The following is a 22,706-nucleotide window of genomic DNA, read 5'->3' as shown; positions in this document are numbered from 1 at the left end:
TCCGGGTTATCAGTCGACGTGAGCGCCGGAGATCTTCACGATCTTCGCGTACTTCGGGATTTCCTCGCGGATGAGAGCCGCGAACTGAGCGGACGTGGTCGGAGCGGCTTCGCCGCCGAGCTTATCAAGACGCGCGTCCACTTCCTTCGACCGGAGCGCCTTCGTGAAGGCGGCGTTCAGCTTATCCACGGTGGCCTTCGGAGTCTTCGCCGGAACGAAGAGACCGTACCAGGTGGAAATGTTGAAGCCTTTCAGACCGCATTCCTCAAGCGTCGGGACCTTCGGGAGCGCCTTCGCGCGCTTCGCGGTCGTCACGGCGAGCGGAATGAATTTTCCGGCCTCAATATTCGCGGTGGCGGAGGCGAGGTTATCGAAAATGAGCTGCGTCTGGCCGCTCATCACGGAGAGCTTCGCGGGGCCTGCGCCCTGGAACGGGACGTGGACGATGTTGACACCGGTGTCAGCCTTGAAGAGCTCACCGGCGAGGTGGCCCGCGGAGCCATTGCCGCCCGAGGCGTAATTCAGCTTTCCGGGGTTCTTCTTCGCGTAGGCGATCAGATCCTTCACGGTGCGGATACCGGTCTTCTTCTGGAAGGCGGGCGTGATCACAAGCACGTTCGGCACGTGAGCGATCAGGGTGACCGGGGTGAAGTCCTTCACCGGGTCATAAGGAAGGTGGCGGAAGAGCGAGGGGTTGATCGCGTGAGTCGCGACGGCGCCAACGACGAGCGTACGGCCATCCGGTTTCTCACGGGCAACGGAACTCACGCCGCGCGTGCCGCCGGCACCCGGCCGGTTCTCGACGATCACGGTGCCGAGGTCGCCCTTAACCGCGTCCGCGAGAATGCGGGCAGAGACATCCAGGGGACCGCCCGCGGGCCACGGCACCACGATCGTAATCGGGCGCTCGCCGAAAGCGAGAGCAGCCTGGGGAATGGATGACAGCAGTGCCGCGGAAGCGGCGGCGCCGAATAGGGCGCGACGGTTAACGTTGACCACGATGACCTTCCTTTGAATTTAGGTTTTTCCGTGCCCGCAAAGTGACTCAGGGCATCGGATTGTTGTTTTCTCTAAAAATTAGGGAATCGGGTTAATTAGACCTGTTAAACCTGCGGTCTGCAACTGGATTACGATAGATGAAGGGTTTACCCTCGTTATTAATCAGGAGAGTTCCTTAGGGGTTCACAATAAATCCATAGGAACTTTCCGATGAAAGGAGGAAAGATGGATTTCGAGAAGCTATATATCGACGGAGCCTGGGTGCCGTCGGCGTCCGATAAATGGATCGAAGTGGAGAATCCGGCAAGCCGCAGCGTGATCGCCCGGGTGCCGGCCGGAAACGCTGAGGATGTCGATCGGGCGGCGAAAGCCGCCTCCGCAGCGTTCCCCGCGTGGCGTGATACGCCGCTCGCGGACCGCATCGCGCTGATGGAGAAATTCCTCACTGAATTCCGCGCCCGTGAAGAGGATCTCGTCCGGATCACCGTGGAGGAGCTCGGGAGCCCGGTTGGGTTTACGCGCTCAAGCCAGGTCGAGTACCAGTACACAAGAACCCGTTCCTATATCGATCTCGCTCCTACGGTGCCGCTCGTTGAAAAGATGGGCGCCTCCACCACGTACCGCGAGCCGGTCGGTGTGGTTGGCTGCATCACCCCCTGGAACTATCCGCTCGGACAGGTGATTCAGAAGATCGTCCCGGCGCTCCTCATGGGGAACACCGTAATTCTGAAGCCGAGCCAGCATACGCCGCTCTCCGCCTATTACCTCACGGAAGCGATCGAGGCGGCCGGTTTCCCGAAGGGCGTCTTTAACCTCATTACGGGCCGCGGCGGCGAAATCGGAAATTCCCTCTCCACGCATCCGCTCGTCAATATGGTGTCCTTCACCGGGTCGACCAAGGGCGGCGTCACCGTGGCGCAGCACGCGCTGGAATCCGTGAAGCGCGTGAGTCTCGAGCTCGGCGGGAAGTCCCCGTACGTCATGCTCCCGGGAATCGCGGATTACGATGAGCCGATTCATATCCTCTTCAACTCGATCTTCCTCAATTCCGGACAGACCTGCACCGCGTTCAGCCGCCTCCTGATTCCGGAGGCTGAAGCGCCGGCGATCGAAGCGAAGCTGAAGGAAATCGCCCGCGAGTACACGGTCGGGAATCCGCAGGATAAGAAGGTGAAGCTCGGCCCCGTCGCTTCCGAAGCCCAGTTTAAGAAGATCTCGGGCTATATCGCGAAGGGCGTCGAGGAAGGCGCGAAGCTCCTGATCGGCGAAGTGCCGACGGAAGGGAAGGGCCTCTACATCCATCCGACGATCTTCACGAATGTGAAGAACAGCATGACGATCGCGCAGGATGAGATCTTCGGGCCGGTGCTCTGCGTTCTCACCTACCGCACGGTGGATGAGGCGGTCGCGATCGCGAATGACACGCGCTATGGTCTTAACGCCGGTGTCTTCGGGCCGAAGGATGAGGCGCTTGCTGTGGCGCACCGGATCGAAGCCGGGAATGTTTACGTGAATTCGAGCCCGCGCGACACGGCGGCGCCGTTTGGCGGCTATAAAGAGTCCGGCATCGGGCGCGAGGGCGGTGTCTACGGCATGATCGAATTTACGCAGCAGAAGGCGCTTTTCGATACGAAGCTCTGAAGCGCGTAGAAAGCACTGACACCAGACCGGACGGCTCGGGGCTGCAGCCCCGCCGCCCGGTTTTTCTTTCCCTTAAAGGAGACCGCTTCCTCTTCGTTTTACAATCGGGACTCAGCCGGTTCCGCTCCCTCTGGTCGGTTTCATTCGCGGAACCGCGCGCACATAAAAAAGAAGAAGGGAGAGGTTTTTCTGATGTCCTGGCTCACAGCGCTCTTCACCGATACGCAGTCACCCGCGCACGCGGCTTTGATCTACTCGCTGGTCATCGCGGCCGGCATGGCGCTTGGGCGGATCCGGATCCGGGGCGTGTCACTCGGGGTGACGTTTGTTCTCTTCACGGGCCTTGTGGCATCGGCGCTCGGCGCCCGGGTGGATCCGGCGGTGCTCGCTTTTATCCGGGACTTCGGTCTCGTGCTCTTCGTTTTCTTTATCGGGCTTCAGGTCGGACCGTCCTTCTTCAATTCATTCCGCACGCATAACGGCCGGACACTCAATCTCCTCACGATCGGAATCATCCTCGCGGGGCTCTTCCTCACGCTGCTCTTCGCCGCGGTTCTTCCCGGGCTTGTGTCACTTCCTCAGATGCTCGGTATCCACTTCGGCGCGGTGACGAACACCCCAGGGCTGGGCGCCGCGCGGGATATGCTTTCTGAACTCGGTTATTCGGGCGAAGACATCACGATCGGCTACGCCTCCGCGTATCCGCTCGGTGTGATCGGCGCAGTGCTCACCGTGCGGTTCCTGAGGCGCCTTTTCAGGATTGATCTCGCGAAGGAAGAAGCGGCGTGGGACGCGACGGAAGGGGCGAAGGATAAGCCGGTCTTCTTTCACGTTGAGCTGACCAATAAGGCACTCTCCGGCCGCACGATCCGGGAGATCGCGGAAATCATCGGGAAGCCTTTTATCTGCAGCCGGATTCTTCATGACGGCACTCTGCTGAGCCCCGGAGCGGACACCGTGGTGGAGGCGGGAGACACGCTCCGCATTGTGTCCAACCCGGATCACCGCCAGACGATCATCGCGTTTTTTGGTTCCGAGGCGGAGGATTTCGCCTCGGATATCGAGCATTCCCCGGTGACCAGCCGCATCATCCGCGTGACCCGTCCCTCGGTGAACGGGCTTCAGATGGCGGATCTCCACCTCAGCCGGCTTGATGGAGTGAATATCACGCGGGTGTTCCGCTCAGGCCTCCAGCTTTTTCCCTATCACAATCTCACGCTGCAGCTCGGTGACCGTGTTTACTGCGTGGGCCCCGAAAATTCCGTGAAGCGTCTCGCGGAACGCCTGGGCGACGAGGAGCAGAAGCTTAATCACCCGAATATGCTTTCACTCTTTATCGGCATCGCGCTCGGGATTCTCGTCGGGGCCGTTCCGATTACCTTTCCCGGGATGCCGGTTCCGGTGAAGCTCGGTGTCGCGGGAGGTCCGCTCGTGATCGCGATTCTTCTCGGCTCCTGGGGGCCGAGGCTCCGCCTGATCACCTATATGACGCCGTCCGCGAATCTGATGCTGCGGGAGTTCGGGATGGTGTTTTTCCTCGCGAGCATCGGGCTTGCGGCAGGGGATGGTTTTGCTGAGGCTCTGATGAATGGCCGCGTGTTTCTGTACGCGGCGCTCGGCGCAGTGATCACGGTGGTGCCGGCGCTGATCGCCGGGATTATCGCGCTCCGCGTCTATCACCTGAATTTCCATTCGGCCGCGGGCCTCATCGCGGGCGCAATGACGGATACCCCGGCGCTCGCCTATATCGGGACGCTTTCCGGGAGAAACATCGCGGCGGTCGCCTACTCAACGGTGTACCCGGTCTCGATGTTCCTTCGGATTCTGTCGGGGCAGCTCGTGCTGCTCTTTGTCTGGGGTGCGATCGCCTGAGAGTAAGGCGGCCGGAAGATAAAATGAGCGCCGCGGACGGGGGGACTCGCCGCGGCGCTCAGTTTCTTCCGGAGAGAAGAATTCTGTTCAGGCTTTCTCTTTCGGCTTCCGGGGACCGAGCCCCGCGGACCGCATGACTTCCGCGACCTGGTTGTGACCAGGCTTTCTCGGGTAACCGTCATGCTTCAGGGCTTCGGCCACGCGGCGGCTCCCGAGTGTCCACCCGGCCGCTTCCTGAGCCGCCCGGATCCGCTGCGCGAGTTCAAGATTCGACTCAAGGCGCTTCCTGACGGACACGAGCGCGTTTTCCTTCCGGTAGTAGAAGGAGCTTCGCGGCATTCCGAAAATGCGGCAGGCCCGGCTGATCGGGATGCCATCCTCCCGGAGCGATTCAATGAAGTGGGCCGCGGCCAGGCGTTTTGCCCGGCTGTCAGCTAATCCCGCGCCGTGCCGGAAAGGCGCTTCATACTTCGCACGGATTTCGTCGTCCGTAAGTGCGGAGCCCGTGCGGGTTTCGTTGAGTGTCGTCATGACATCCTGAGAGAAAAGGCGAAGAAAACAGGGTCTTCGCCGTAGTTAAAAAAATCTCTCAGGAGAGTAATGCGCTGATTTCAAATTCGCGTCAAAAGGGGGGAGGGGAAACACCGGTGAGGGAGGGGAACTACTCCCTCTGATACCGTGTTTCAGCGAACGCGGAGCACCTTATGGAGCTGAACCGAGACGCGGTAGCGGCCGCCGCGCTCCACCGCGGTCCGGAAGCAGAGTGACGCCGCGGATTCTTCCATGGAAAGCGGCTGAAGGGAAATCGGGGTCGACTCGGGGATCTTATCCGTGATCGCGTCAAGCGCCGCGAGGTCTGATTCATCCCCGATCACCATCTTCACTTCGTCCGCGCGCTCGAGCGCCGAGTCGAGCACCCGGCCGCCCGGGACCGTGATCTTCGGGGACACCGTGACGAAAGTCTCTGGCGCCACATCGATTTCAAGGAACCCGGAGGTTTCAAGCGACACGCGTTTTCCGGCTGCGATCAGGCGCTCGGTAAGCGGCCGGATCGGCTGCTCAGCGGGTTCTCCCCCTGTGATGACGACGAGCGGGATCCGGGGCCAGCGTTCCAGAATGAGATTCACGAGTTCATCCAGGGTCGCGTCCGCGGATCTCGGACGGCTGTCTTTCACGAGAACTTCGGAAAGGGGAATCTTCGCGGTTCCGGAGCCATCCTCTTTCCAGGAATACTTGGTGTCGCACCACGGGCAGTGCACGGGGCAGCCCTGAAGCCGCACAAAAACCGCGGGCGTTCCGGCGAGCAGCCCTTCACCCTGGACCGACGCGAATATTTCGTTGATGGAATAACGGATTTCTTCCATTCTGGCAGCAGTTCCTATCTTTCCCGGATCAAAGCGTAAAGGTCGCGGTGCACTTCCGCGTTTCTTCCACGTCGCAGCGGATCAGCTTGACACCCGTGCCGCGGAGCTGCTCAGGGCCCACCACAGTGACGAGATACTCGGCGATATTTTCCGCGGTCGGATTAAACGGCACCTGAACCACCTTCGGGTCAAGCGAAAGGAGGGCATCCGCGAGCGGATCCTCGGTCCAGATGAGGAACCGGTGGTCAAAATGCTCCTCCAGCCACACGCAGAGCTTCTCCTTGATGACCGAGAAGTCGATCACGCGCCCGAGCGAATCCAGTTCTCCCGCGCAGCAGAACGTGATGCGGTAGTTATGGCCATGGAGGTGGGAGCACTTGTTTTCGTGCCCGCACACCCGATGGCCGCAGGAGATGTCGTGGTAACGCGTAACGGTAAACATGGCGGCAACAGTGGGAATGGAATTCCTGAATGGAGAAAAAGTAAAAACAAAAAAGCGACCCTCATTATAAGGGGGCCGCTTTTGCGAATGAGGCGAAGGACCCGGAAGGACGGTCAGCCGGCGTTATCCGCAAGCACCTTGGGTGACCAGGCGTGAAGCACCACGCCGTTATCGCCCTTATGCACCCGGGCGAAAAGCTGGCAGAGTGCCCCGACCTTCGGGAGCCCGAATTTCGGGTCCAGCACGACTTCAACCGCGTGCCCCGAGCGATCAGTGAGTAGGTAGCGGTTCTTTTCCAGCTGCTTCACGATCCGGCCTTCTACCTTCACGATTTCCAGATTCTTCGCTTCTCCGATCAGGTATGAGAGCCCGACAGGCTTCGACACTTCGAGGACTGAGACTCCGGGCGCCGCAGAGGCCCCGAGGGAAATCGTGAGAAGTGCGGCAGCGGCGGCCGCGAAAATAGCGTATCGCATGATGAAGAATCTGAGGTTAGAGGATCCCTGATAAAAATTAAAAAACGAAAAATTCAATGCTGCACTTTAACAGATGGTGAAAAAGCCGTCTGAATTCCTGTTTTTCCAACTGTTTCAAATATTTTCGGTGCCAGACCGCGGTTCCCTCTTGTCTGCGGAACATAACGGACGGGAGAAAGCCGCGGCGCGAAACCCGAACGGGAAATTCTAGGCTTTTTGGATGACACCGGGATCCCATGTTCAGGCTCCGGGTTTCAGAGTGAGGGAAAGCCATTTCCCGGGAAACTCCGAGTCAGATTCCTGCCGCGAAAGCTCGATCATCTTCTCCTTAATCATTACAATCCATACCCGTTGGACATAATTAAAAAGAATTAGGAGCGTCAGAATGAAAATCGTGGATCCTCATTTCAACGGGGTGAATTCAGGCCACTACGCGCCAGGTGTTATCTCAAACGGCATGGTCTATGTGTCCGGGCAGCTGTCGCTTGATCCGGATACACGCGAAGTCTGCAAGGACGACATCCGGGCACACGCGAGGCAGGCGCTTGAGAACGTCGACCGCGTGCTGAAGGCTGCCGGAAGCGACCGCACGAAAGTGGTGCAGTGCCGCGTCTATACCACGAAGGGGGAATACTGGGGCCCGGTGAACGAGGAGTACGCCGCGTATTTCGGCGATCATCGCCCGGCCCGGATCGTGGTGACGGTGCCGGAGCTCCACTTTGGGTGCCTCGTTGAAATCGAGGCAGTGGCGGAACTCTGACTCTGAGGATATGCTTTCCCGGCACTGCTTTCGGAGTACTTCCGGGTACTGCCAAAGCCGGGTCAAAAAACGCGGGCTTCTTACTATGATGGTGAAGTCAGACGGCGGATAAAAGAAGAGCCGGCGGGGAGAAAACTTTGAATTTTCCCCCGTGAGGACTCCGGGTACCGCCCGAAGCAAGAAGCAGACTGGAAAACCAGCAATTCGTGCCAAAGAGGAGACGCACGCACGGCAGACGGACCGGGGAGGGAACTTCCTATGTCTGCCGCGGAAAGGAAGGCTGATGCCGGGGCGCGAGATCCCGCAGCGAGCCCTCCGACTTAAAGAGAACCTATGCGAAAGATCCTATACGGCGTCTGGAAAGGCGTTAAGTACGACAACACGGAAGGGGGACGCGCCGCGCCCCTCGATCTGCCGCTCGATAAGATCGAGACCTTTAACCCGGGGAACCCGGTGGACGCGGTGGTCTGTAATTTCGGCTTCCTCGTCTTCGACCCCAATGTGTCGCTCGCGGGTGTGCTGCTTCGCTACTACGCGCTCGCGCGTGAGAATTCGTGCGGCGCCTGTACGCCCTGCCGCACCGGGTCAATTCTGCTCGCGGAGTGCCTCCGCGACGCGGTGGAAGGCCGGGGCGATACGGTTGACTGGGACCATATGCTCGACTCCGCCGAGCAGATGAAGTACACGAGTCTCTGCGGCATCGGCCGCACGACTCCGGAAGCGATGATCGGGGCGCTGAAATACTTCAGAGACCGTCTGATCAGCACCGCGGCGCCGCTGAAAGGCGATATGTATATGACAATCACGGCGAAGTGCATCGAAGCCTGTCCTTCGCACGTGAATATTCCCCGCTATATCGACTACGTGAAGGACGGACATCCGGACCTCGCGGCCGGTGTGCTCCTGCATCACTATCCGCTTGTCGCCACCTGCGGCCGCGTGTGCGTACGCCCCTGCGAAGCGGCGTGCCGCCGGAATTATGTTGACCGTTCCGTCGCGATCAAGGATATCAAGCGCTACGTGTCGGATAACGCCGGAGCGGCGATCTCAGACCTCTTCCACGGCATGGATCCGGTGATCGACTATTCAAAGGCCCGGGTGGCCGTGGTCGGCGCGGGTCCCGCGGGTCTTAACTGCGCGTATCACCTTCTCATGAAGGGCTACCCGGTTGATATCTTCGATAAGGACGAGAAGGCGGGCGGCATGGCGCTCCGCGGCATTCCTCCGTACCGGCTCCCGAAGGGGCTGCTTCAGAAAGAAACGGACGCGATCGGAGAGCTTGGCGGTGAGTGGCACTTCGGGCAGCGGCTCGGGCGAGACTTCACCGTGTCGAGTCTCTTTGACGACGGGTACGGCGCCGTGTTCCTCGGAATCGGCTGCGCGGAAGGCGCGTACCTCGGGCTTCCCGCTGAGGACCGGTCGCTCGCGGGCTATCAGAACGGCATCGACTTCCTTCTTGAAATCGAGAAATCGGTCGCGGACGGCCTTCCGCCCCAGATTCATGGGGACGTCGTTGTGGTGGGCTGCGGAAATGTCGCGATGGACTGCTGCCGCACGGCGGGGCGTATCGCGACCGGGAAAGTGCATATCGTTTACCGCCGCACCGAGGCCCAGGCCTCCGCTGACCGCGAGGAAATCGAGGCCGCGCGGGATGAAGGCGTGGAATTCCACTTCCTCACGAACCCCGTTGGCATTCTCTCTGAAAACGGGCACGTCACCGGCGTGAAACTCACGAAGATGGAAATCCGCGGCACGGATTCCCGGGGCCGCCCCGCGGTCCGCGCGGTGGAAGGAAGCGAATTCGATGTGCCGTGCGCCATGGTGATCGCCGCGATCGGGCAGAAACTTGAGCGTGACGTGTTTTCAGACGCGGACGGCGTGATTCTGGACCGCTATGGCAACATCAGCGTGAATCCGGCGCTTGCCACGACGCGGCCCGGCGTTTTCGCGGGCGGCGACTGCGCGACAGGACCGACTACGCTGATCGGCGGTCTCGCGCAGGGTCAGCAGGCCGCGAATTCGATTGACGAATACCTCTCCCGCGGTTCAGTCGGCTTTACGCCCCGCTCCCGGATGGGAGAAATCATCCGCGACTGTGAGCTTCTTGAAGACGGCGGCCCGACGGTCCCGATGGAAAAGATGCCCCGCCACCGCGTTCCGACGATTCCTGTGGAATCCCGTGAATGCAATTTCCGTGAGGTGGATCAGACGTTTTCGGATGACGTCGCGCGCTACGAAGCGGACCGCTGCATGCGCTGCTACCGCATGATGGCCGTCGCGACACCGCGCCCGATTCCCGGGAACGAAGCGCTGCATCGCAGCCCTGACACCGAAAACCTGACCGCATCCGCGAGGGGGACGAACTGATGAACGCCTGGATCAATAACCGCCCCGTCACGTTTGAGGAAGGGGAAACGATTCTGCAGGTCGCGAAGCGCCTAGGGATTTTCATTCCGACGCTCTGCGCGCTGCTGCCGCTGGATCACACGCCCGGCACCTGCCGCATGTGCATTACGGAAATTGAGCGGAAGGAAACGCCCGGGAAGCGGGAGCTCGTGACCAGCTGCACGACGCCGATGCTCGAAGGCATGGCGGTTTTCACGCATACGCCTGAAGTCCGTCACCGTCAGCGTCAGCAGGCCGCGTGGATCTTCTCAGACCACGATCAGGACTGCGCGTCCTGCGTCCGTCACGGCAACTGCGAACTGCAGGACGTGGCGCTTTACGTGGGGCTGCAGAATAACAGCTGCAACGGCCGCTTCATCGCGAAGCGCCCGGTGGATACGAGCGCGCACGGTCTGCTGCGCGACGTGAATAAGTGCATCCGCTGCGGGCGCTGCGTAGAGGTCTGCCGCAAGGTGCAGGGAATCAGCGCTCTGACGCTCGATGACATCGGGACGAAGCGCGGCGTCGGGATCGTCGGCGCGGACCGCTGGATCGATTCCCCGGGCTGCGTTGAGTGCGGCCAGTGCACGCTTGTCTGCCCCACGGGGGCGCTTGGCGAAAAGGATCAGTGCGACACCGCGATCGACTGGTTTGACGATCCGGATATCAAAACGATCGTCGCCTTCGCGCCGTCCGCCCGTGTGACGATCGGTGATGAATTCGGGCTTGAGCCTGGAAAGAACACCGAGGGGCAGCTGATCACCGCGATCAAGATGCTTGGGGCTGATTTTGTCTGCGACGTGAACTGGGGCGCGGATGTCACGATCATGGAGGAGGGGAACGAGTTCCTCAGCCGCCTCCGTACGGGCGGGACTCTCCCGATGATGACAAGCTGCTGCCCGGGCTGGGTGACCTACGTGGAAAAGCATCACCCCGAGATGATGGGGAACCTCTCCACGACCCGCTCGCCGCAGGGGATTTTCGGGGCGCTCGCGAAGACGTGGTTCGCGAAGACCCACAATATCGATCCGAAGAAGCTCCGCTTTATTTCGATCATGCCCTGCACGGCAAAGAAAGAGGAAGCGGCGAGACCGCAGCTCGCGCGTAACGGCATGCCGGACACGGATCTCGTGATCACGATCCGGGAATTCGCGCGCATTCTCCGCCGCTACGGCATCAGCCTTCCGACGCTCGAACCCTCGAAATACGATTCGCCCTTCATGGCGGAGAATACCGGTGCCGGCATGATTTTCGGCGTGACGGGCGGCGTGATGGAAGCCGCGCTCCGCACGGTGCATCACGTGGTGACGGGAAAGAATCTCGATGGGATTGAGTATCTTCCGGTCCGCGGCATGGAAGGGATCAAGGAAGCGACGGTTGATCTCGGGCCTGGCGGCAGCGTGAAGATCGCGGTCGCGAACGGCCTTCGGAACGCCGAGGAGCTGATCCAGCGCGTGAAGTCCGGAAAGGCGGATTACCAGTTCATCGAAGTGATGGCCTGCCCGGGCGGCTGTATCGATGGCGGCGGCACGGCGCGAATCAAGAATTCGTACCTCTCACACGCCGCGGCCCGCGCGAAGACCGTGTATCAGATCGACCGCGCCCGCGTTTACCGTCAGAGTCACGCGAATCCGGATGTGATCAGGCTTTATGACGAGTTCCTCGGGAAACCGAACAGCGAACTCGCGCATCACCTGCTTCACACGTACTTTACGGACCGGGCAAAGGCTCCGGATCCTGAGACGATCTCCCAGATCTGGAAACTCGTGAAGCTTGGCTGATCCGGAGTGACAGGGTCTGAAGGCCGGAAGGAGCGGGGCGGCAAGGCCCCCGTTCTTCCGGTTTCTTTGCCGTCAGATCACGAGCGCGAGAGCGGCAAGCGACGCCGCGAGCACCGGGATCGTGAGAATGAGGCCGAGCCTGAAGTAGTAGCCCCAGGTGACACGGATCCCCTTATGCGAGAGAAGCGAGAGCCAGAGCAGCGTGGCCAGGCTCCCGATCGGGGTGATTTTCGGTCCGAGGTCGCATCCGATCACATTCGCGTACGCCATCGCGGTCCGGACCGCGTCAGAAACGGATGCCGCGTCGATCGAGAGCGCGCCGATCATGGTGGAGGGGAGGTTATTCATGACGCTTGAAAGCGCGGCCGCGATGAAGCCCGCGCCGAACGCCGCGGCGCCGGTCCCCGAGTCGCCGATCCGGCTGAGCGCGGAGGAGAGGAGAGAGGTCGCGCCGTCATTCTGCAGCCCGTACACCACGAGATACATGCCGAGCGAAAAGATCACGATCGACCAGGGAGCGTCTTTCAGTACTTTCCCAGCGGGCACCACGCGGTTCTTCCGTGAGAGGAGGAGAAGGATGGCGGCGGACGCGAGCGTCACGGCTGAGATCGGAATCCGGAGGAAGGATGACGCGAAGCAGAAGACGAGCTGAAGCGTGAGCACCACCCATCCCGCGCGGAAGAGAAGGGAATCCCGGATCACGGAGTCCGGAGCGGGGAGCCTTGAGAGATCAACCCGCTTCGGGACGCTTCGCCGGAAGACGATCCAGAGCACCGCGAGACTCGCGGCAACGGACGCGATATCGACCGGGATCATCACGAGGGCGTAATCCGTGAACGTGAAGCGGAAGAAGTCCGCCGAAATAATGTTGACGAGATTTGAGCTCACGAGCGGGAGACTCGCGGTATCCACGATGAAACCCGCTGCCATTACAAAGGCGAGCTGCTGCGCTTTTGAAACACCGAGCGGCGTGAGAAGCGCGAGCACCACGGGGGTGAGAATCAGCACCGCGCCGTCATTCGCGAGAAACGCGGACATGACAGCGCCGAGCAGAATAATGAGAGTGAAAAGCTTCGCGCCGCTTCCCCCTGAAGCCCGAGCGACCTTCAGCGCGCACCACCGGAAGAACCCCGCCTCATCAAGCACAAGCGTGATAATGATGAGCCCGATGAGCGTTCCGGAAGCGTTCCAGACAATGGACCAGACGGTCGGGATATCTGAGAGCGTCACGGTTCCGAGAAGGAGAGACGCGATGGCGCCGGCTGCCGCGCTCCAGCCGATCCCAAGGCCCCGGGGCTGTGTGATCACGAGGAGGAGTGTTGCGATGAAGATAAGGACAGCGGTCATGAAGAAAGAGGGAATTCAGGCGGAAAAAACCGAAACCCCGGTCCGGATGGATCGGGGTTCGCGGGACAGGAGGTGAATTTTAGAGTTCCCGGAGGAATCTGACTTTGCCGGTCTCAATATCGAGGATCGCGGGGAGGACGGCGAGCCCGTGCTCAGACTCTTCCCGCTGAATCTCAAGCGACGTCTCAATCCGTTTCACGCTGCCCTCGGCGTTGAGGCAGGCGGCCTTGTACTCGTCCTTTTCGTCCCCGATCGCTTTCAGCACTTCATCCGTGATCGTCTTCACGTACCCCTCGGGTGCGTGGTGGATCGCGGCTCCCACTGCGCCGCAGTGCGTGTGGCCGAGCACCACGATGAGGCGGATTCCGAGGTGGGAGGCGGCGTATTCGATAGACCCGAGCTGATGGTTATCGATCACGTTCCCGGCGACCCGGATCACGAAGATATCGCCGATTCCGCAGGAAAAGGCGACTTCGGGGATCGAGCGGGAGTCTGAGCAGCAGACGACAACCGCGTAGGGGTTCTGGCCATGCTCCGCGGTGTCGAGCCTTCGGGCGTCTGAAAGATCCCCGAAATGCTGCCCGTTCACATAGGCGGCGTTTCCGAGCTTCAGACGCTCGAGAGCCTCGCGGGCCCGAAGCCCGGTGTTATATCCATTCATGGCACCCATATTCCGCCTCTCTTAAACGTTTACCGATTAAGAAAGTTATACGCGGTTTTCACGAAAATCAATGCCCCGCCGATCAGACCGGATTCGTCTGACGTGCAGCGATCGGTGTGAAGCGGGAAAGCGGCTTTCACGGCCTCATTCCGGATACCGAAGAATCCGAAGGCGGACGGGACCCGATGCATGATGACCGCGAAATCCTCACCGACCAGTGTCGGGGGGACAGAGGCGAGTCCGTCTGGTCCGAGCACTTCGGCTGCGGCTCCCGCCGCGACCGCCGTGATGGCCGGGTCATTAATGACGGCGTCCGAGAGCCAGGTATACGTGGTTTCCGCGGTGCAGCCATGAGCCGCGGCGACACGGTCCGCCATCCGCTTCATGCCTTCGCGGATTGTCTTCCGCGTTTCCTCTTCAAAGCACCGCACGGTGCCTTCAAGGTAGGCGCTGCCCGAGGTGACGTTCCAGCGGGAGCCTGAGTGGAGGCTTCCGATCGTGAGCACAGCGGAGGAGGCCGGGCTGATCGACCGGGAGACGAGCGTCTGAAGATTCACGGCGAGGAACGCGGCGGCCGGTGTCGCGTCGACGCAGAGGTGAGGCGCCGCGGCGTGCCCTCCTTTCCCTTGGATATCAATACGGAAGCGATCCGTGGACGCCATGCGGGGACCGGGCTCCAGTGATACGCGGCCGGACGCGAGTTCAGGCCACACGTGCATGCCGAACGCCGCGTCAACGCCTTCGAGCGCTCCGTCCTCAATCATGTCGAGAGCGCCGATTCCGACCTCCTCGGAAGGCTGGAAGAGGACCTTCACCGTGCCCCGGAGCTCATGCCGGTTCGCGGCGAGGATCTTCGCCGCGGTGAGCAGCATCGCGATGTGGTTATCGTGCCCGCAGGCGTGCATGACGCCCGGGTTCTCGCTCGCGAAGGGAAGTCCCGTCGCCTCCGTGATCGGGAGCGCGTCGATATCGGACCGGAGGAGGATCGTTTTTCCGGGCAGATCGCCCTTGATCGTGCCAAGCGTCCCCTGGGGGAGGCTCTTTCCGCAGCTCCGCCACTCGATTCCGTCAGCGTCGAGCTCCGCGCGGATCGCGGCGGAGGTCTTCAGTTCTTTTCCGCTCAGCTCAGGATGCGCGTGAAAGTAGCGCCGCATGCGGATCACGTACGGTTCGTACTCGGTTTTCAGCTTTTCAATATCCAGCATATTTGTGTCGTCCCTTAAGCTAATTCTGTCCAGTGGACCCGGTGAGGAAGCGAAGCGCGGTGGCTACGTGAATCAGGGCTCCATCGACAAGCGCGTTCTCATCCACCATGTAACAGTCCGAATGCTGCGGTTTATCAGCGCCGCAGGCCGCATTCCGGACACCGAGGTGCGCGAAAGATGACGGCACGAGGTTCGCGTAGAAGCTGAAATCCTCGCCTCCGGTGCCAGGCGGGTTGATCACGGTGCTTCCGGCGCCGAGCACAGCTTCGGACGCCTCGCGGGCGATGCCGGTCATCGCCTCATCATTCACCAGCGCGTCGCAGAGCCGGTCGTAAGTCACATCAGCCGTACACCCATAGGCGGCCGCGACATCCTCTGAAATCCGCCTGAGGGACGTTTCCGCGAGATCCCGGACCGCGGGGTCGTAGCTCCGGACTGTGCCTTCGATCGAGGCTTCGCCGGAAATCACGTTCCAGCGGGAGCCTGAATGAATGGTGCCGATCGTGAGAACGAGAGTGGAAAGCGGATTCGCTTCCCGGCTCCTGATGGTCTGAAGTTCAAGAATGAGGGCCGCGATCGCGGGCGCGACATCGATGCATTCGTTAGGCCGCGCGGCGTGACCGCTTCTGCCATGAAGCGTGATTCTGAAGAAATCGGTCGCGGCGGTGGAGGGACCGCTGCGAAGAGAGACCTTTCCGGAGGGGACCGAGGAGGCGACGTGAATCCCGAACGCCGCGTCGACGCCTTCCAGCACCCCGCCCGCGATCATGTCGAGCGCGCCCCGGGAGTTTTCCTCAGCCGGCTGGAAGATGCATTTCACGCGGCCCGGGAATACGGTCCGGTGTTCATAGAGAATTTTCGCGGCGGCGAGCAGCATCGCGATGTGACAGTCGTGCCCGCAGGCATGCATGACGCCCTTCGTGCCGCTCTTATAGGGAACATCATTCTTTTCCTCAATCGGGAGCGCGTCGATATCCGCGCGGAGAAGAATGGTCTTTCCGGCCCCGACCCCGTCGATCGTGACAAGAGTCCCCGGAAGCTCCTTGCCGCAGGGTTCCCAGGGGATGCCGGCGCCGGTGAGAATGGCGCGGATCCGTTCAGCCGTGTTCCACTCGTGCCCGCTGAGCTCAGGGGCCGCGTGGAAAGCGCGGCGCGTCCTGATCACTTCCTCGCGATACGCGTCGCGAAGCGAATTGAAGTTCATCTCGATGCCCTCCCTCGGAATTTTTGTGTTCTATCCATATTAACCGGGAGGGAACCGGACGGATGAGGCGGCGGCCGGCAATACCTCATAAAAAACCTCCTCAGGGGGCGGAGGCCCCGGAGGAGGTTCTGTGTCACTCAGGTCAGGAAATCTGAGCGGCAGATGGTCAGGATGACCGCTTTACTTATTGGCGTTCAGGAAATTAAGCGCCGTCTGAACGGAGAGCAGGGCACCCTTCACGAGCGTTGACTCGTCCACCGTGTAGTGGTCCGAATGCTGCGGATAGCAGGCGTTGCAGGCGGCGTTTCCGACACCGAAGAGCGCGAACGCGGCCTTCACCTTGCTGCAGTAGAAGCCGAAGTCTTCGCCGCCCATTGTGGGGGGCGTATTGGGAAGAGCGTCAGGCCCGAGGATTGTCTTCGCGGCTTCGCGTCCGAACGCGGTGATTTCCGGATCGTTATAGACGTTGTCGCAGAGGCGGTCGTACTTCACCTCGGCCGTGCAGCGGTAGGAAGCCGCGGTGTTCGCGGCGATCCGCTTGACAGACTCTTCCGCCATATCGCGGGACTCGGAGTCAAGCGACCGCACCGTGCCTTCGATCTTCGCGGAACCCGAGATCACGTTCCAGCGGGTGCCGGACGTGACCTTGCCGACCGTGAGAACGAGCGGGCTCACCGGGTTCACCTGGCGGCTCACGACGGTCTGCAGATCCATGATGGTGGCAGCCATGCAGGGCGTGGCGTCAACGCACTTATGAGGGAGTGCCGCGTGGCCCGACTTTCCGGTGATCGTGATTTCAAACTGATCGGTGGCCGCCATCCGGCCGCCCGCTTCAAGCGACACCTGTCCCGCGGGGAGTTCGGACCACACATGCATGCCAAACATTCCGTCGACGCCGTCCAGAACACCGTCCGCCATCATGTCGAGAGCACCGAGTGCCACTTCTTCAGCCGGCTGGAAGATGAACTTGATCGTGCCGGGGATTTCGTCCCTGATGCTGTTCGCGATCATTACCGCGGTGAGAAGCATCGAAATATGGCAGTCGTGCCCGCAGGCATGCATGAAGCCGTCGTTCTGGCTCGCGAAGGGGAGTCCGGTCTTTTCCTTCACGGAGAGGCCGTCGATATCACCGCGGAGCAGGAAGGTCTTGCCGGGCTTCCCGCCGTGAATAGTGGCCAGCGTGCCGGTCGTCAGGTTCTTGCCGCAGGGACGCCATTCGATCCCGGCTCGGGTCAGTTCTTCGCGGATCTTCTTCGCGGTCTCCACTTCTTTTGTGCTCGGCTCAGGGTGCGCGTGGAAATAGCGGCGCATCTCGATCTGGTACGGGTTGAATTTTTCTGCCAAAGCTTTCAGATCCATTTTCAATTCCTTTCTGACTGACACAGAGGCCCGGCGCGTGACGCCGGAACCTGAGAAATCCAATGTGATAAGGCCCTCCGCGGTCTGACGGGAGGGCCTCGAGCAAAGCAAAATCAAGTGAGGGCTGCGGCCTTCATCAGAACATCTTCACGAAGATGCCCGCGATGAAGACAGAGGTGATCGTCACCGTGACGAAACCGCCGACGATCATCGAGGGGAAGAGTTTCCCCATGAGGAAATCGTACTCTTCACGGGTCTTCGCGACGGTCTTGCAGGTGTTATCCGTGATGATCTGATCGAACGGGAAACCGTAGAGCGCGGTGAGGCAGTTCGCGAAGCAGAGGAAGAAGCTGCGGTGCAGGATCTTCGACGCGACGAAGGCAAAGAGCGTCATGCCGGCGACACCGACGATAATGAAGCCGATCATCGGGCCGATCATGCCGAAAAGCAGCTCCGGGGTCATGTCCTTAAGCCCATCAAAAACGAAGCAGATGAGGCCGAGCATCATGATGTTGAAGGAGTTCGCCTTGTGGAGCGAATCGCGGTCAAGGAACCCGAGCGTGCAGAAGATGACACCGAGGATCAGGGCCCAGATGGCGCCGGACACGCCGGTGTACTTGCCGATCACTGAGGCAACCCAGGCGACGAGGCCGAGCTTCGTGAGAATTACGATCGAGCTGTTGTACTTCTCCGGCACCTGAAGCGGAAGGCGCTTCACGTTGTCGCCGCCCGCCGCGAGCTCAATCGCGTTCTGCATCGCTTCGCGGTCCGCTTCTGACGCCTTCAGAGTGCCGTTCCGATAGCCTTCAAGAAGCCGGCGGCTTTCCTTCTTCAGCGCGAAAGCGGTGAGCGGGTAGCCCGCGAAACCCTGAATGCAGTACATCGAAATCGCGAAAAGCGCGGCAACCGTGAGACCGGCCTCCATAGCGGCTTTCTGCATCATGGTGGCTGCCACGATGCCGCCCGTGAGCGGGGGGAGACCGGCGATCACGAGCGTCCGGTCCATGAAGAACGGGCAGATAAAGAAGGCAGCAAGGCACATGCCGAGGAGTCCGAGAAGACACGTCACCACGGTCTTCCACTGCTCCAGCAGCCGCTTCATGGAAATAATCGTTCCGAGGTGAACAATCATCACCATCACGCAGATTGTGCCGCCGAACGGGATGAGGTAGGAGTCTTTGATGAGGTCGTGGGGGAGGACCGTCCAGTAGCCGAGCAGGAAAAGGCAGGCCGTCACGAAGACGGAGGGCACCCAGGCTTTTGTCCAGGAAGACACCAGCTCGCCGATGATCACGGCAGCGCCGCACACCGTAAAGGCAAGGAGAAAGTTATACATTTTTATTGTCCTGGTAAAAATTGATTCAGGCAGGCTATGAAACCGGTCACATCCTGAATGTATAGACTTTATTCATCTTAGGTTCAAAAATATTATTTGTGAAACAAGTGAGACATTTTCCTAGATACTTTCGGATAGCGTATATTTGGTATCAAATATATTAAGCAGATGAAAAATAATAAAAAATTGTTTTTATATGAAATCCTGAAAATATAAACTCTGGGGAGCGGCGGTGTTCCGCCGTGTTCTTCAATGCTTTTCCTCTAGGACCTGAGACCTAAGACGATCTACTACCGGTGGAGGATCCCTGCTGGGTCTAGCGATCTATCGTTTTTTCTTAAGAAAATCCGTAATATAGGAGCGTAACTCCAATGGTTGTTGCATTATTGCCTGGGCAGATTCCTCTCCTTCCTGCCCAGGCTGTTTTTTTTGCCATCCGTGCCGGATGCGCGCCTCGAACTTCTCCCATTTCTCCCGCTGCCAGCTCTGACGCTTTTCTCCTCCTCCGCTTTCCGCCGGGCGGGAAGTGAGGTAAAGTTATCTTGAAAAAAATACTGAATTAATCATGATGACAGTCCGGGAGTCGAAAAACCTGCGGGGACGGTCGTCAGTAAGAGGATTCCGAAAATGGCGGAAAAGAAAGCAGACGGCGCGAAGCCGCGCTCCGGGTGGGGCGGCAGAAGACCCGGCACCGGCCGGAAGAAAGGTCAGGGGAAGGGGCTCACGGAGCATCTTCAGGTCTCAGTGACACCGCTTCAGAAAGAGACCTTCAGGAGAGCGGGCGGCAATATGTGGATGCGTCACGTGCTTGATGTCGAAAGCGCGGCGGAGCTTCCGCCTGGCGCCATGGTGATGAAGACGGAGCTCTCCCACGCCGAGATTGAGTATGAGGTTTCAAGCGTCCAGGCCGGTTTCCCGTCCCCGGCAGATGACTACGCGCATGAGCCGCTCGACTTCAATGACCTTCTCGCACCGAACCCCGAGAACACGTTTGTCGTTCACGTGACCGGCGACTCCATGGTGGATGCCGGCATCACGCCCGGCTGTCTTCTCGTTGTCTCGCGCCTTCTTGAGCCCCGGGACGGCGACATTGTGATCGCCCGGATCAACACGGATTTCACCGTGAAGCGTCTTGTGAAGCGGGACGGGAAAATGGAGCTGCACCCCGAGAACAGCAGCGGTCTCTACCGGACGATCATTCCGGGCGAGTGCGATGAGTGGTCCTTCATCGGCGTTGTGACGAATGTGATCCAGAGCTTCTCCGCGGCCTCGCGCCGCTGAAAGACCGGCGCGGGAAAAGAGGAGTGAGGAAGGGGGCGGAAGATGCTGGAGCCTCGTTTTGCGCTGGTCGACGCGAACTCGTTCTACGCGAGCTGCGAGCGGGTATTCCGGCCGGATCTGCTGAAGACACCGATCGTGGTGCTCTCGAATAATGATGGCTGCGTGGTCACGCGGAGCGCCGAAGCAAAGGCGCTCGGCATCAAAAACGGCACGCCGGCTTTCAAGATCGGGGATCTGATCCGATCGGGGAAAGTGGTCGCGTTTTCATCAAACTATGAACTCTACGGCGATCTCTCCGCCCGCATGATGAAAACGGTGTCGCGGCTCGTGCCGGCGATTGAGCCGTATTCGATTGATGAATGTTTTATTGACCTCACCGGGGTGGAGAAGGAGATCCCGGAGCTTCTCACTGCGATCCGGAGCCGGGTGCTGCGGGGGGTCGGGATTCCGACCTGCGTCAGTTCCGCCCGTACGAAGACACTTACGAAACTCGCGAATCATCTCGCGAAGACCTATAAGGGGCTTGGCGGCGTGCTCGACTGGGAGAGCCTCACGCCCTCGCGCCAGGAGCGCGCGATGAAGCTCGTTCCGGTGGAGGAAATCTGGGGAATCGGACGCCGGATCGGGTCGAGGCTTAACGGGATGGGGGTCAGAACTGCCTATGACTTCACGCGGCTTCCGAATTCACTCGTCCGGAAGCAGTTTGGCGTGACGCTCGCGAGAACGCATGAGGAGCTCCTCGGACACCCGTGCCTCGCGCTTGAAGCCGCGCCGCCCCCGAAGCAGCAGATCATGCGGTCGCGGTCCTTTGCGGAACCGGTCGCGGACCGGGCGGCGGTCGAGGCGAGTGTCGCGACGCACGCCGCGGAGGCCGCCCGGAAGATGCGCTCCCAGAAAATGGCAGCTTCACTGGTTGAAGTCTTTTTTCAGACAAATATTTTCAACCCGAACGTTCCCCAGTACTTCGCGGCCGGTGTGGCGGCGTTCCCGCGGGCAACCGCGGATACGCTGAAAATCACCGACGCCGCGGTCCGGGTGGTCCGCGCGAAGTGGCGGGACGGCTTCGCCTTCAAGAAGGCGGGCGTCATGCTGACAGGGCTTGAGCCCGGGATCTCGCCGCAGCCGGATCTTTTTACGGAAGAAGAGGACGACCGGAGCCGCCGCCTTATGCGGACGCTGGACGACCTGACGGGACGATTCGGAAAATCCGCGATCGTGACCGGGAGTTCGATCGCCTCAGACCGCTGGGAGATGTGCCGCGGGATGCTCTCTCCCTGCTACACGACGCGATGGGAAGATCTCCTCAGCATCGCCTGACAAAGCCTTAAAGAGCCGATCTACCCCTTATAGGATAAAAACTAACATTTACCTCGAATTATTAACAGCTTATTTTTACAAGCGTATACTTGAGAGTGAAGGAAAGGTTGCAAAAAAGACAATTATCAGGACGGTAGTGCCTGTAGTCAGAATGAGCACGCCGGCCAACTGAATGGAAGGAGATGGATATGAGAATACTGCTCCCTGTTGACGGCAGCTCCTACAGCCGCTATGCGGCTGAATTTATTGCGTCCCGTACGTCGATGATCGGGAAGAAGCCCGCGGTTGAGGCGTTTTATGTGGCGGCTCCCCGAGGCCGTGTGGTGACGGAGATCTGGAACACAGATGTGTATGACAGCTGGATCAAGGCAGGTGCCGAAAAGGCGTTTGTGATGGTCCGCTCGCCGCTTGGCATCAAGGGCATCAAGGTCGAAGAGAAATGTGTGGTCGGCGCGCCTGCCGAAGAAATCGTGAAAGAGATCGGCGCCTATAAGCCTGACCTCGTCGTGATGGGGGCACAGGGTAAGACCAACGTGAAGAAGCTCTTCATGGGGTCTGTCACGAACGCTGTGCTCGCGGGCTGCGATACCCCGGTGCTGCTGGTCCGTGAGAAACCCGCTCCCGCCCAGGACGCGCTTCGCGTCGGCATCGCGGTCGATGGTTCCGAATACAGCCTGAAGGCCATTGAATGGATCGGCAAGAACCGTGAGCTTTTCGGCAACAAGGCGGATTTTGAAGTGCTGAGCGCGGTGGAAGACTTCTACGCGGATCTGATGACCGCGGCGAACGACTGTGACGCGCCGACGGTCTCGATGGAAGACGCGGAGAAGTACGAGCAGCAGGAGTTTGAATACGCCACGGCCCGCGCGATTCCCGCGCTGCAGGATATCGGGGTCCAGCCCCGCGCCGTGCGGCTCGTTGGGAATCCGGGTGACGCGATCGCGCGTTACGCGAATAAGGAAAAGCTTGACCTCGTGGTGATGGGGTCTCACGGCTTCACGAACTTCAAGAGCGCGGTGCTTGGCTCCGTCGCGACCCGTGTCGCGGCCGAAGCGGAGTGCCCGATTCTGATCATCCGCTGATGAGTTTCTGGTGCTGCTTCATCTGAGGCGGCTTCCGGATGGGGGATGGCCCGGCAGAGATGCCGGGCCTTTCAGTTTTCCGGGGAGCCGTTTTCTGAGTGATTGAATTTTGAAGAGTTTTTGACAGATCTGCCGCTAATATCCGGTAGATTGGGAGGGAGGGGGAAGAGCGCCACGATTTATCCGCTTACGCG

19 protein-coding genes are annotated in these 22,706 nt (G+C 60.2%); 8 read left to right on the top strand and 11 right to left on the bottom strand.

The genetic code is table 11. From position 1 onward, the window contains the following. Window positions 1–9 precede the first annotated feature (9 nt). Complete coding sequence (locus M4NBBH2_RS08095) at window positions 10–1,002, bottom strand: Bug family tripartite tricarboxylate transporter substrate binding protein (protein ID WP_370685257.1); 993 nt, start codon at window positions 1,000–1,002, stop codon at window positions 10–12. A gap of 222 nt (window positions 1,003–1,224) precedes the next feature. Here M4NBBH2_RS08095 and M4NBBH2_RS08090 point away from each other — a divergent pair, with 222 nt between their 5' ends. Together M4NBBH2_RS08090 and M4NBBH2_RS08085 are read left to right on the top strand one after the other, a co-directional pair. Then, window positions 1,225–2,640 carry an aldehyde dehydrogenase family protein gene (locus M4NBBH2_RS08090; protein ID WP_116270630.1) on the top strand — a complete coding sequence of 472 codons (1,416 nt, stop codon included), beginning with the start codon at window positions 1,225–1,227 and terminating at the stop codon, window positions 2,638–2,640. A gap of 192 nt (window positions 2,641–2,832) precedes the next feature. After that, entirely contained in the window at window positions 2,833–4,512 is a 1,680-nt protein-coding gene (locus tag M4NBBH2_RS08085; RefSeq protein ID WP_116270448.1) for a putative transporter, read from the top strand. Between the two features lie 87 nt (window positions 4,513–4,599). Here M4NBBH2_RS08085 and M4NBBH2_RS08080 read toward each other — a convergent pair whose 3' ends face one another. The 4 genes from M4NBBH2_RS08080 to M4NBBH2_RS08065 all read right to left on the bottom strand — a co-directional run bounded on the left by M4NBBH2_RS08080 (window position 4,600) and on the right by M4NBBH2_RS08065 (window position 6,794). Then, window positions 4,600–5,043 carry an IS3 family transposase gene (locus M4NBBH2_RS08080; RefSeq protein WP_116270447.1) on the bottom strand — a complete coding sequence of 148 codons (444 nt, stop codon included), beginning with the start codon at window positions 5,041–5,043 and terminating at the stop codon, window positions 4,600–4,602. Window positions 5,044–5,195: 152 nt separating this feature from the next. After that, on the bottom strand, window positions 5,196–5,876 hold the full coding sequence (locus tag M4NBBH2_RS08075) for a radical SAM protein (protein WP_116270446.1): 681 nt from the start codon (window positions 5,874–5,876) through the stop codon (window positions 5,196–5,198). Window positions 5,877–5,904: 28 nt separating this feature from the next. Further along, entirely contained in the window at window positions 5,905–6,318 is a 414-nt protein-coding gene (locus M4NBBH2_RS08070) for a 6-pyruvoyl trahydropterin synthase family protein (RefSeq protein WP_116270445.1), read from the bottom strand. A 113-nt stretch (window positions 6,319–6,431) separates the two neighbouring features. Further along, window positions 6,432–6,794, bottom strand: a complete 363-nt coding sequence (locus tag M4NBBH2_RS08065; protein ID WP_116270444.1) for a hypothetical protein — start codon at window positions 6,792–6,794, stop codon at window positions 6,432–6,434. A gap of 385 nt (window positions 6,795–7,179) precedes the next feature. On the opposite strand from M4NBBH2_RS08065, the gene M4NBBH2_RS08060 reads away from it, so the two are divergent. The 3 genes from M4NBBH2_RS08060 to M4NBBH2_RS08050 all read left to right on the top strand — a co-directional run bounded on the left by M4NBBH2_RS08060 (window position 7,180) and on the right by M4NBBH2_RS08050 (window position 11,720). After that, entirely contained in the window at window positions 7,180–7,554 is a 375-nt protein-coding gene (locus M4NBBH2_RS08060; protein ID WP_116270443.1) for a RidA family protein, read from the top strand. Between the two features lie 333 nt (window positions 7,555–7,887). Further along, the gene (locus M4NBBH2_RS08055) at window positions 7,888–9,921 is read left to right on the top strand and encodes an FAD-dependent oxidoreductase (RefSeq protein ID WP_116270442.1); all 2,034 of its coding nucleotides are present in this window, start codon (window positions 7,888–7,890) and stop codon (window positions 9,919–9,921) included. Beyond that, the gene (locus M4NBBH2_RS08050) at window positions 9,921–11,720 is read left to right on the top strand and encodes a [FeFe] hydrogenase, group A (RefSeq protein WP_116270441.1); all 1,800 of its coding nucleotides are present in this window, start codon (window positions 9,921–9,923) and stop codon (window positions 11,718–11,720) included. Before M4NBBH2_RS08055 ends, M4NBBH2_RS08050 begins: the two co-directional genes overlap by 1 nt. Before the next feature lie 72 nt (window positions 11,721–11,792). Here the strand turns inward: M4NBBH2_RS08050 and M4NBBH2_RS08045 are convergent, their stop codons facing one another. From M4NBBH2_RS08045 to M4NBBH2_RS08020, 6 genes are all read right to left on the bottom strand, one after another. After that, a complete protein-coding gene (locus M4NBBH2_RS08045) occupies window positions 11,793–13,067 on the bottom strand; it encodes an arsenic transporter (RefSeq protein ID WP_116270440.1) in 1,275 nt (424 codons plus the stop codon). Window positions 13,068–13,146: 79 nt separating this feature from the next. Continuing rightward, complete coding sequence (locus M4NBBH2_RS08040; protein WP_200832720.1) at window positions 13,147–13,737, bottom strand: carbonic anhydrase; 591 nt, start codon at window positions 13,735–13,737, stop codon at window positions 13,147–13,149. Window positions 13,738–13,757: 20 nt separating this feature from the next. After that, a complete protein-coding gene (locus tag M4NBBH2_RS08035; protein WP_238691386.1) occupies window positions 13,758–14,933 on the bottom strand; it encodes a M20 metallopeptidase family protein in 1,176 nt (391 codons plus the stop codon). 19 nt (window positions 14,934–14,952) lie between these two features. Then, window positions 14,953–16,137: a M20 metallopeptidase family protein gene (locus M4NBBH2_RS08030; protein WP_116270439.1), complete on the bottom strand. Its 1,185-nt coding sequence runs from the start codon at window positions 16,135–16,137 to the stop codon at window positions 14,953–14,955. Between the two features lie 180 nt (window positions 16,138–16,317). Beyond that, complete coding sequence (locus tag M4NBBH2_RS08025; RefSeq protein WP_116270438.1) at window positions 16,318–17,496, bottom strand: M20 metallopeptidase family protein; 1,179 nt, start codon at window positions 17,494–17,496, stop codon at window positions 16,318–16,320. Between the two features lie 136 nt (window positions 17,497–17,632). Continuing rightward, complete coding sequence (locus tag M4NBBH2_RS08020) at window positions 17,633–18,832, bottom strand: hypothetical protein (RefSeq protein ID WP_116270437.1); 1,200 nt, start codon at window positions 18,830–18,832, stop codon at window positions 17,633–17,635. A gap of 627 nt (window positions 18,833–19,459) precedes the next feature. Here M4NBBH2_RS08020 and M4NBBH2_RS08015 point away from each other — a divergent pair. The 3 genes from M4NBBH2_RS08015 (at window position 19,460) to M4NBBH2_RS08005 (ending at window position 22,512) form a co-directional block, all read left to right on the top strand. Next, entirely contained in the window at window positions 19,460–20,113 is a 654-nt protein-coding gene (locus tag M4NBBH2_RS08015) for a LexA family protein (RefSeq protein ID WP_022444481.1), read from the top strand. A gap of 42 nt (window positions 20,114–20,155) precedes the next feature. Further along, window positions 20,156–21,430, top strand: coding sequence for a Y-family DNA polymerase (locus M4NBBH2_RS08010; RefSeq protein ID WP_116270436.1), 1,275 nt, complete (start codon window positions 20,156–20,158; stop codon window positions 21,428–21,430). A 188-nt stretch (window positions 21,431–21,618) separates the two neighbouring features. After that, complete coding sequence (locus M4NBBH2_RS08005; protein ID WP_160117862.1) at window positions 21,619–22,512, top strand: universal stress protein; 894 nt, start codon at window positions 21,619–21,621, stop codon at window positions 22,510–22,512. The last annotated feature ends 194 nt before the right edge of the window (window positions 22,513–22,706 follow it).

Source organism: Mesosutterella multiformis, assembly GCF_003402575.1.
GTDB lineage: Bacteria > Pseudomonadota > Gammaproteobacteria > Burkholderiales > Burkholderiaceae_F > Mesosutterella > Mesosutterella multiformis.
Note: the sequence above shows the minus strand (reverse complement) of the source record. Positions and strands in the feature narration are given on the sequence as shown.

What these genes read in the sequence shown, in the direction of transcription:
- M4NBBH2_RS08090 (WP_116270630.1), top strand. Translation starts at nt 1,225, where the DNA reads ATGGATTTCGAGAAGCTATATATCGACGGAGCCTGGGTGCCGTCGGCG.
- M4NBBH2_RS08085 (WP_116270448.1), top strand. Translation starts at nt 2,833, where the DNA reads ATGTCCTGGCTCACAGCGCTCTTCACCGATACGCAGTCACCCGCGCAC.
- M4NBBH2_RS08080 (WP_116270447.1), bottom strand. Translation starts at nt 5,043, where the DNA reads ATGACGACACTCAACGAAACCCGCACGGGCTCCGCACTTACGGACGAC.
- M4NBBH2_RS08075 (WP_116270446.1), bottom strand. Translation starts at nt 5,876, where the DNA reads ATGGAAGAAATCCGTTATTCCATCAACGAAATATTCGCGTCGGTCCAG.
- M4NBBH2_RS08070 (WP_116270445.1), bottom strand. Translation starts at nt 6,318, where the DNA reads ATGTTTACCGTTACGCGTTACCACGACATCTCCTGCGGCCATCGGGTG.
- M4NBBH2_RS08065 (WP_116270444.1), bottom strand. Translation starts at nt 6,794, where the DNA reads ATGCGATACGCTATTTTCGCGGCCGCCGCTGCCGCACTTCTCACGATT.
- M4NBBH2_RS08060 (WP_116270443.1), top strand. Translation starts at nt 7,180, where the DNA reads ATGAAAATCGTGGATCCTCATTTCAACGGGGTGAATTCAGGCCACTAC.
- M4NBBH2_RS08055 (WP_116270442.1), top strand. Translation starts at nt 7,888, where the DNA reads ATGCGAAAGATCCTATACGGCGTCTGGAAAGGCGTTAAGTACGACAAC.
- M4NBBH2_RS08050 (WP_116270441.1), top strand. Translation starts at nt 9,921, where the DNA reads ATGAACGCCTGGATCAATAACCGCCCCGTCACGTTTGAGGAAGGGGAA.
- M4NBBH2_RS08045 (WP_116270440.1), bottom strand. Translation starts at nt 13,067, where the DNA reads ATGACCGCTGTCCTTATCTTCATCGCAACACTCCTCCTCGTGATCACA.
- M4NBBH2_RS08040 (WP_200832720.1), bottom strand. Translation starts at nt 13,737, where the DNA reads ATGGGTGCCATGAATGGATATAACACCGGGCTTCGGGCCCGCGAGGCT.
- M4NBBH2_RS08035 (WP_238691386.1), bottom strand. Translation starts at nt 14,933, where the DNA reads ATGCTGGATATTGAAAAGCTGAAAACCGAGTACGAACCGTACGTGATC.
- M4NBBH2_RS08030 (WP_116270439.1), bottom strand. Translation starts at nt 16,137, where the DNA reads ATGAACTTCAATTCGCTTCGCGACGCGTATCGCGAGGAAGTGATCAGG.
- M4NBBH2_RS08025 (WP_116270438.1), bottom strand. Translation starts at nt 17,496, where the DNA reads ATGGATCTGAAAGCTTTGGCAGAAAAATTCAACCCGTACCAGATCGAG.
- M4NBBH2_RS08020 (WP_116270437.1), bottom strand. Translation starts at nt 18,832, where the DNA reads ATGTATAACTTTCTCCTTGCCTTTACGGTGTGCGGCGCTGCCGTGATC.
- M4NBBH2_RS08015 (WP_022444481.1), top strand. Translation starts at nt 19,460, where the DNA reads ATGGCGGAAAAGAAAGCAGACGGCGCGAAGCCGCGCTCCGGGTGGGGC.
- M4NBBH2_RS08010 (WP_116270436.1), top strand. Translation starts at nt 20,156, where the DNA reads ATGCTGGAGCCTCGTTTTGCGCTGGTCGACGCGAACTCGTTCTACGCG.
- M4NBBH2_RS08005 (WP_160117862.1), top strand. Translation starts at nt 21,619, where the DNA reads ATGAGAATACTGCTCCCTGTTGACGGCAGCTCCTACAGCCGCTATGCG.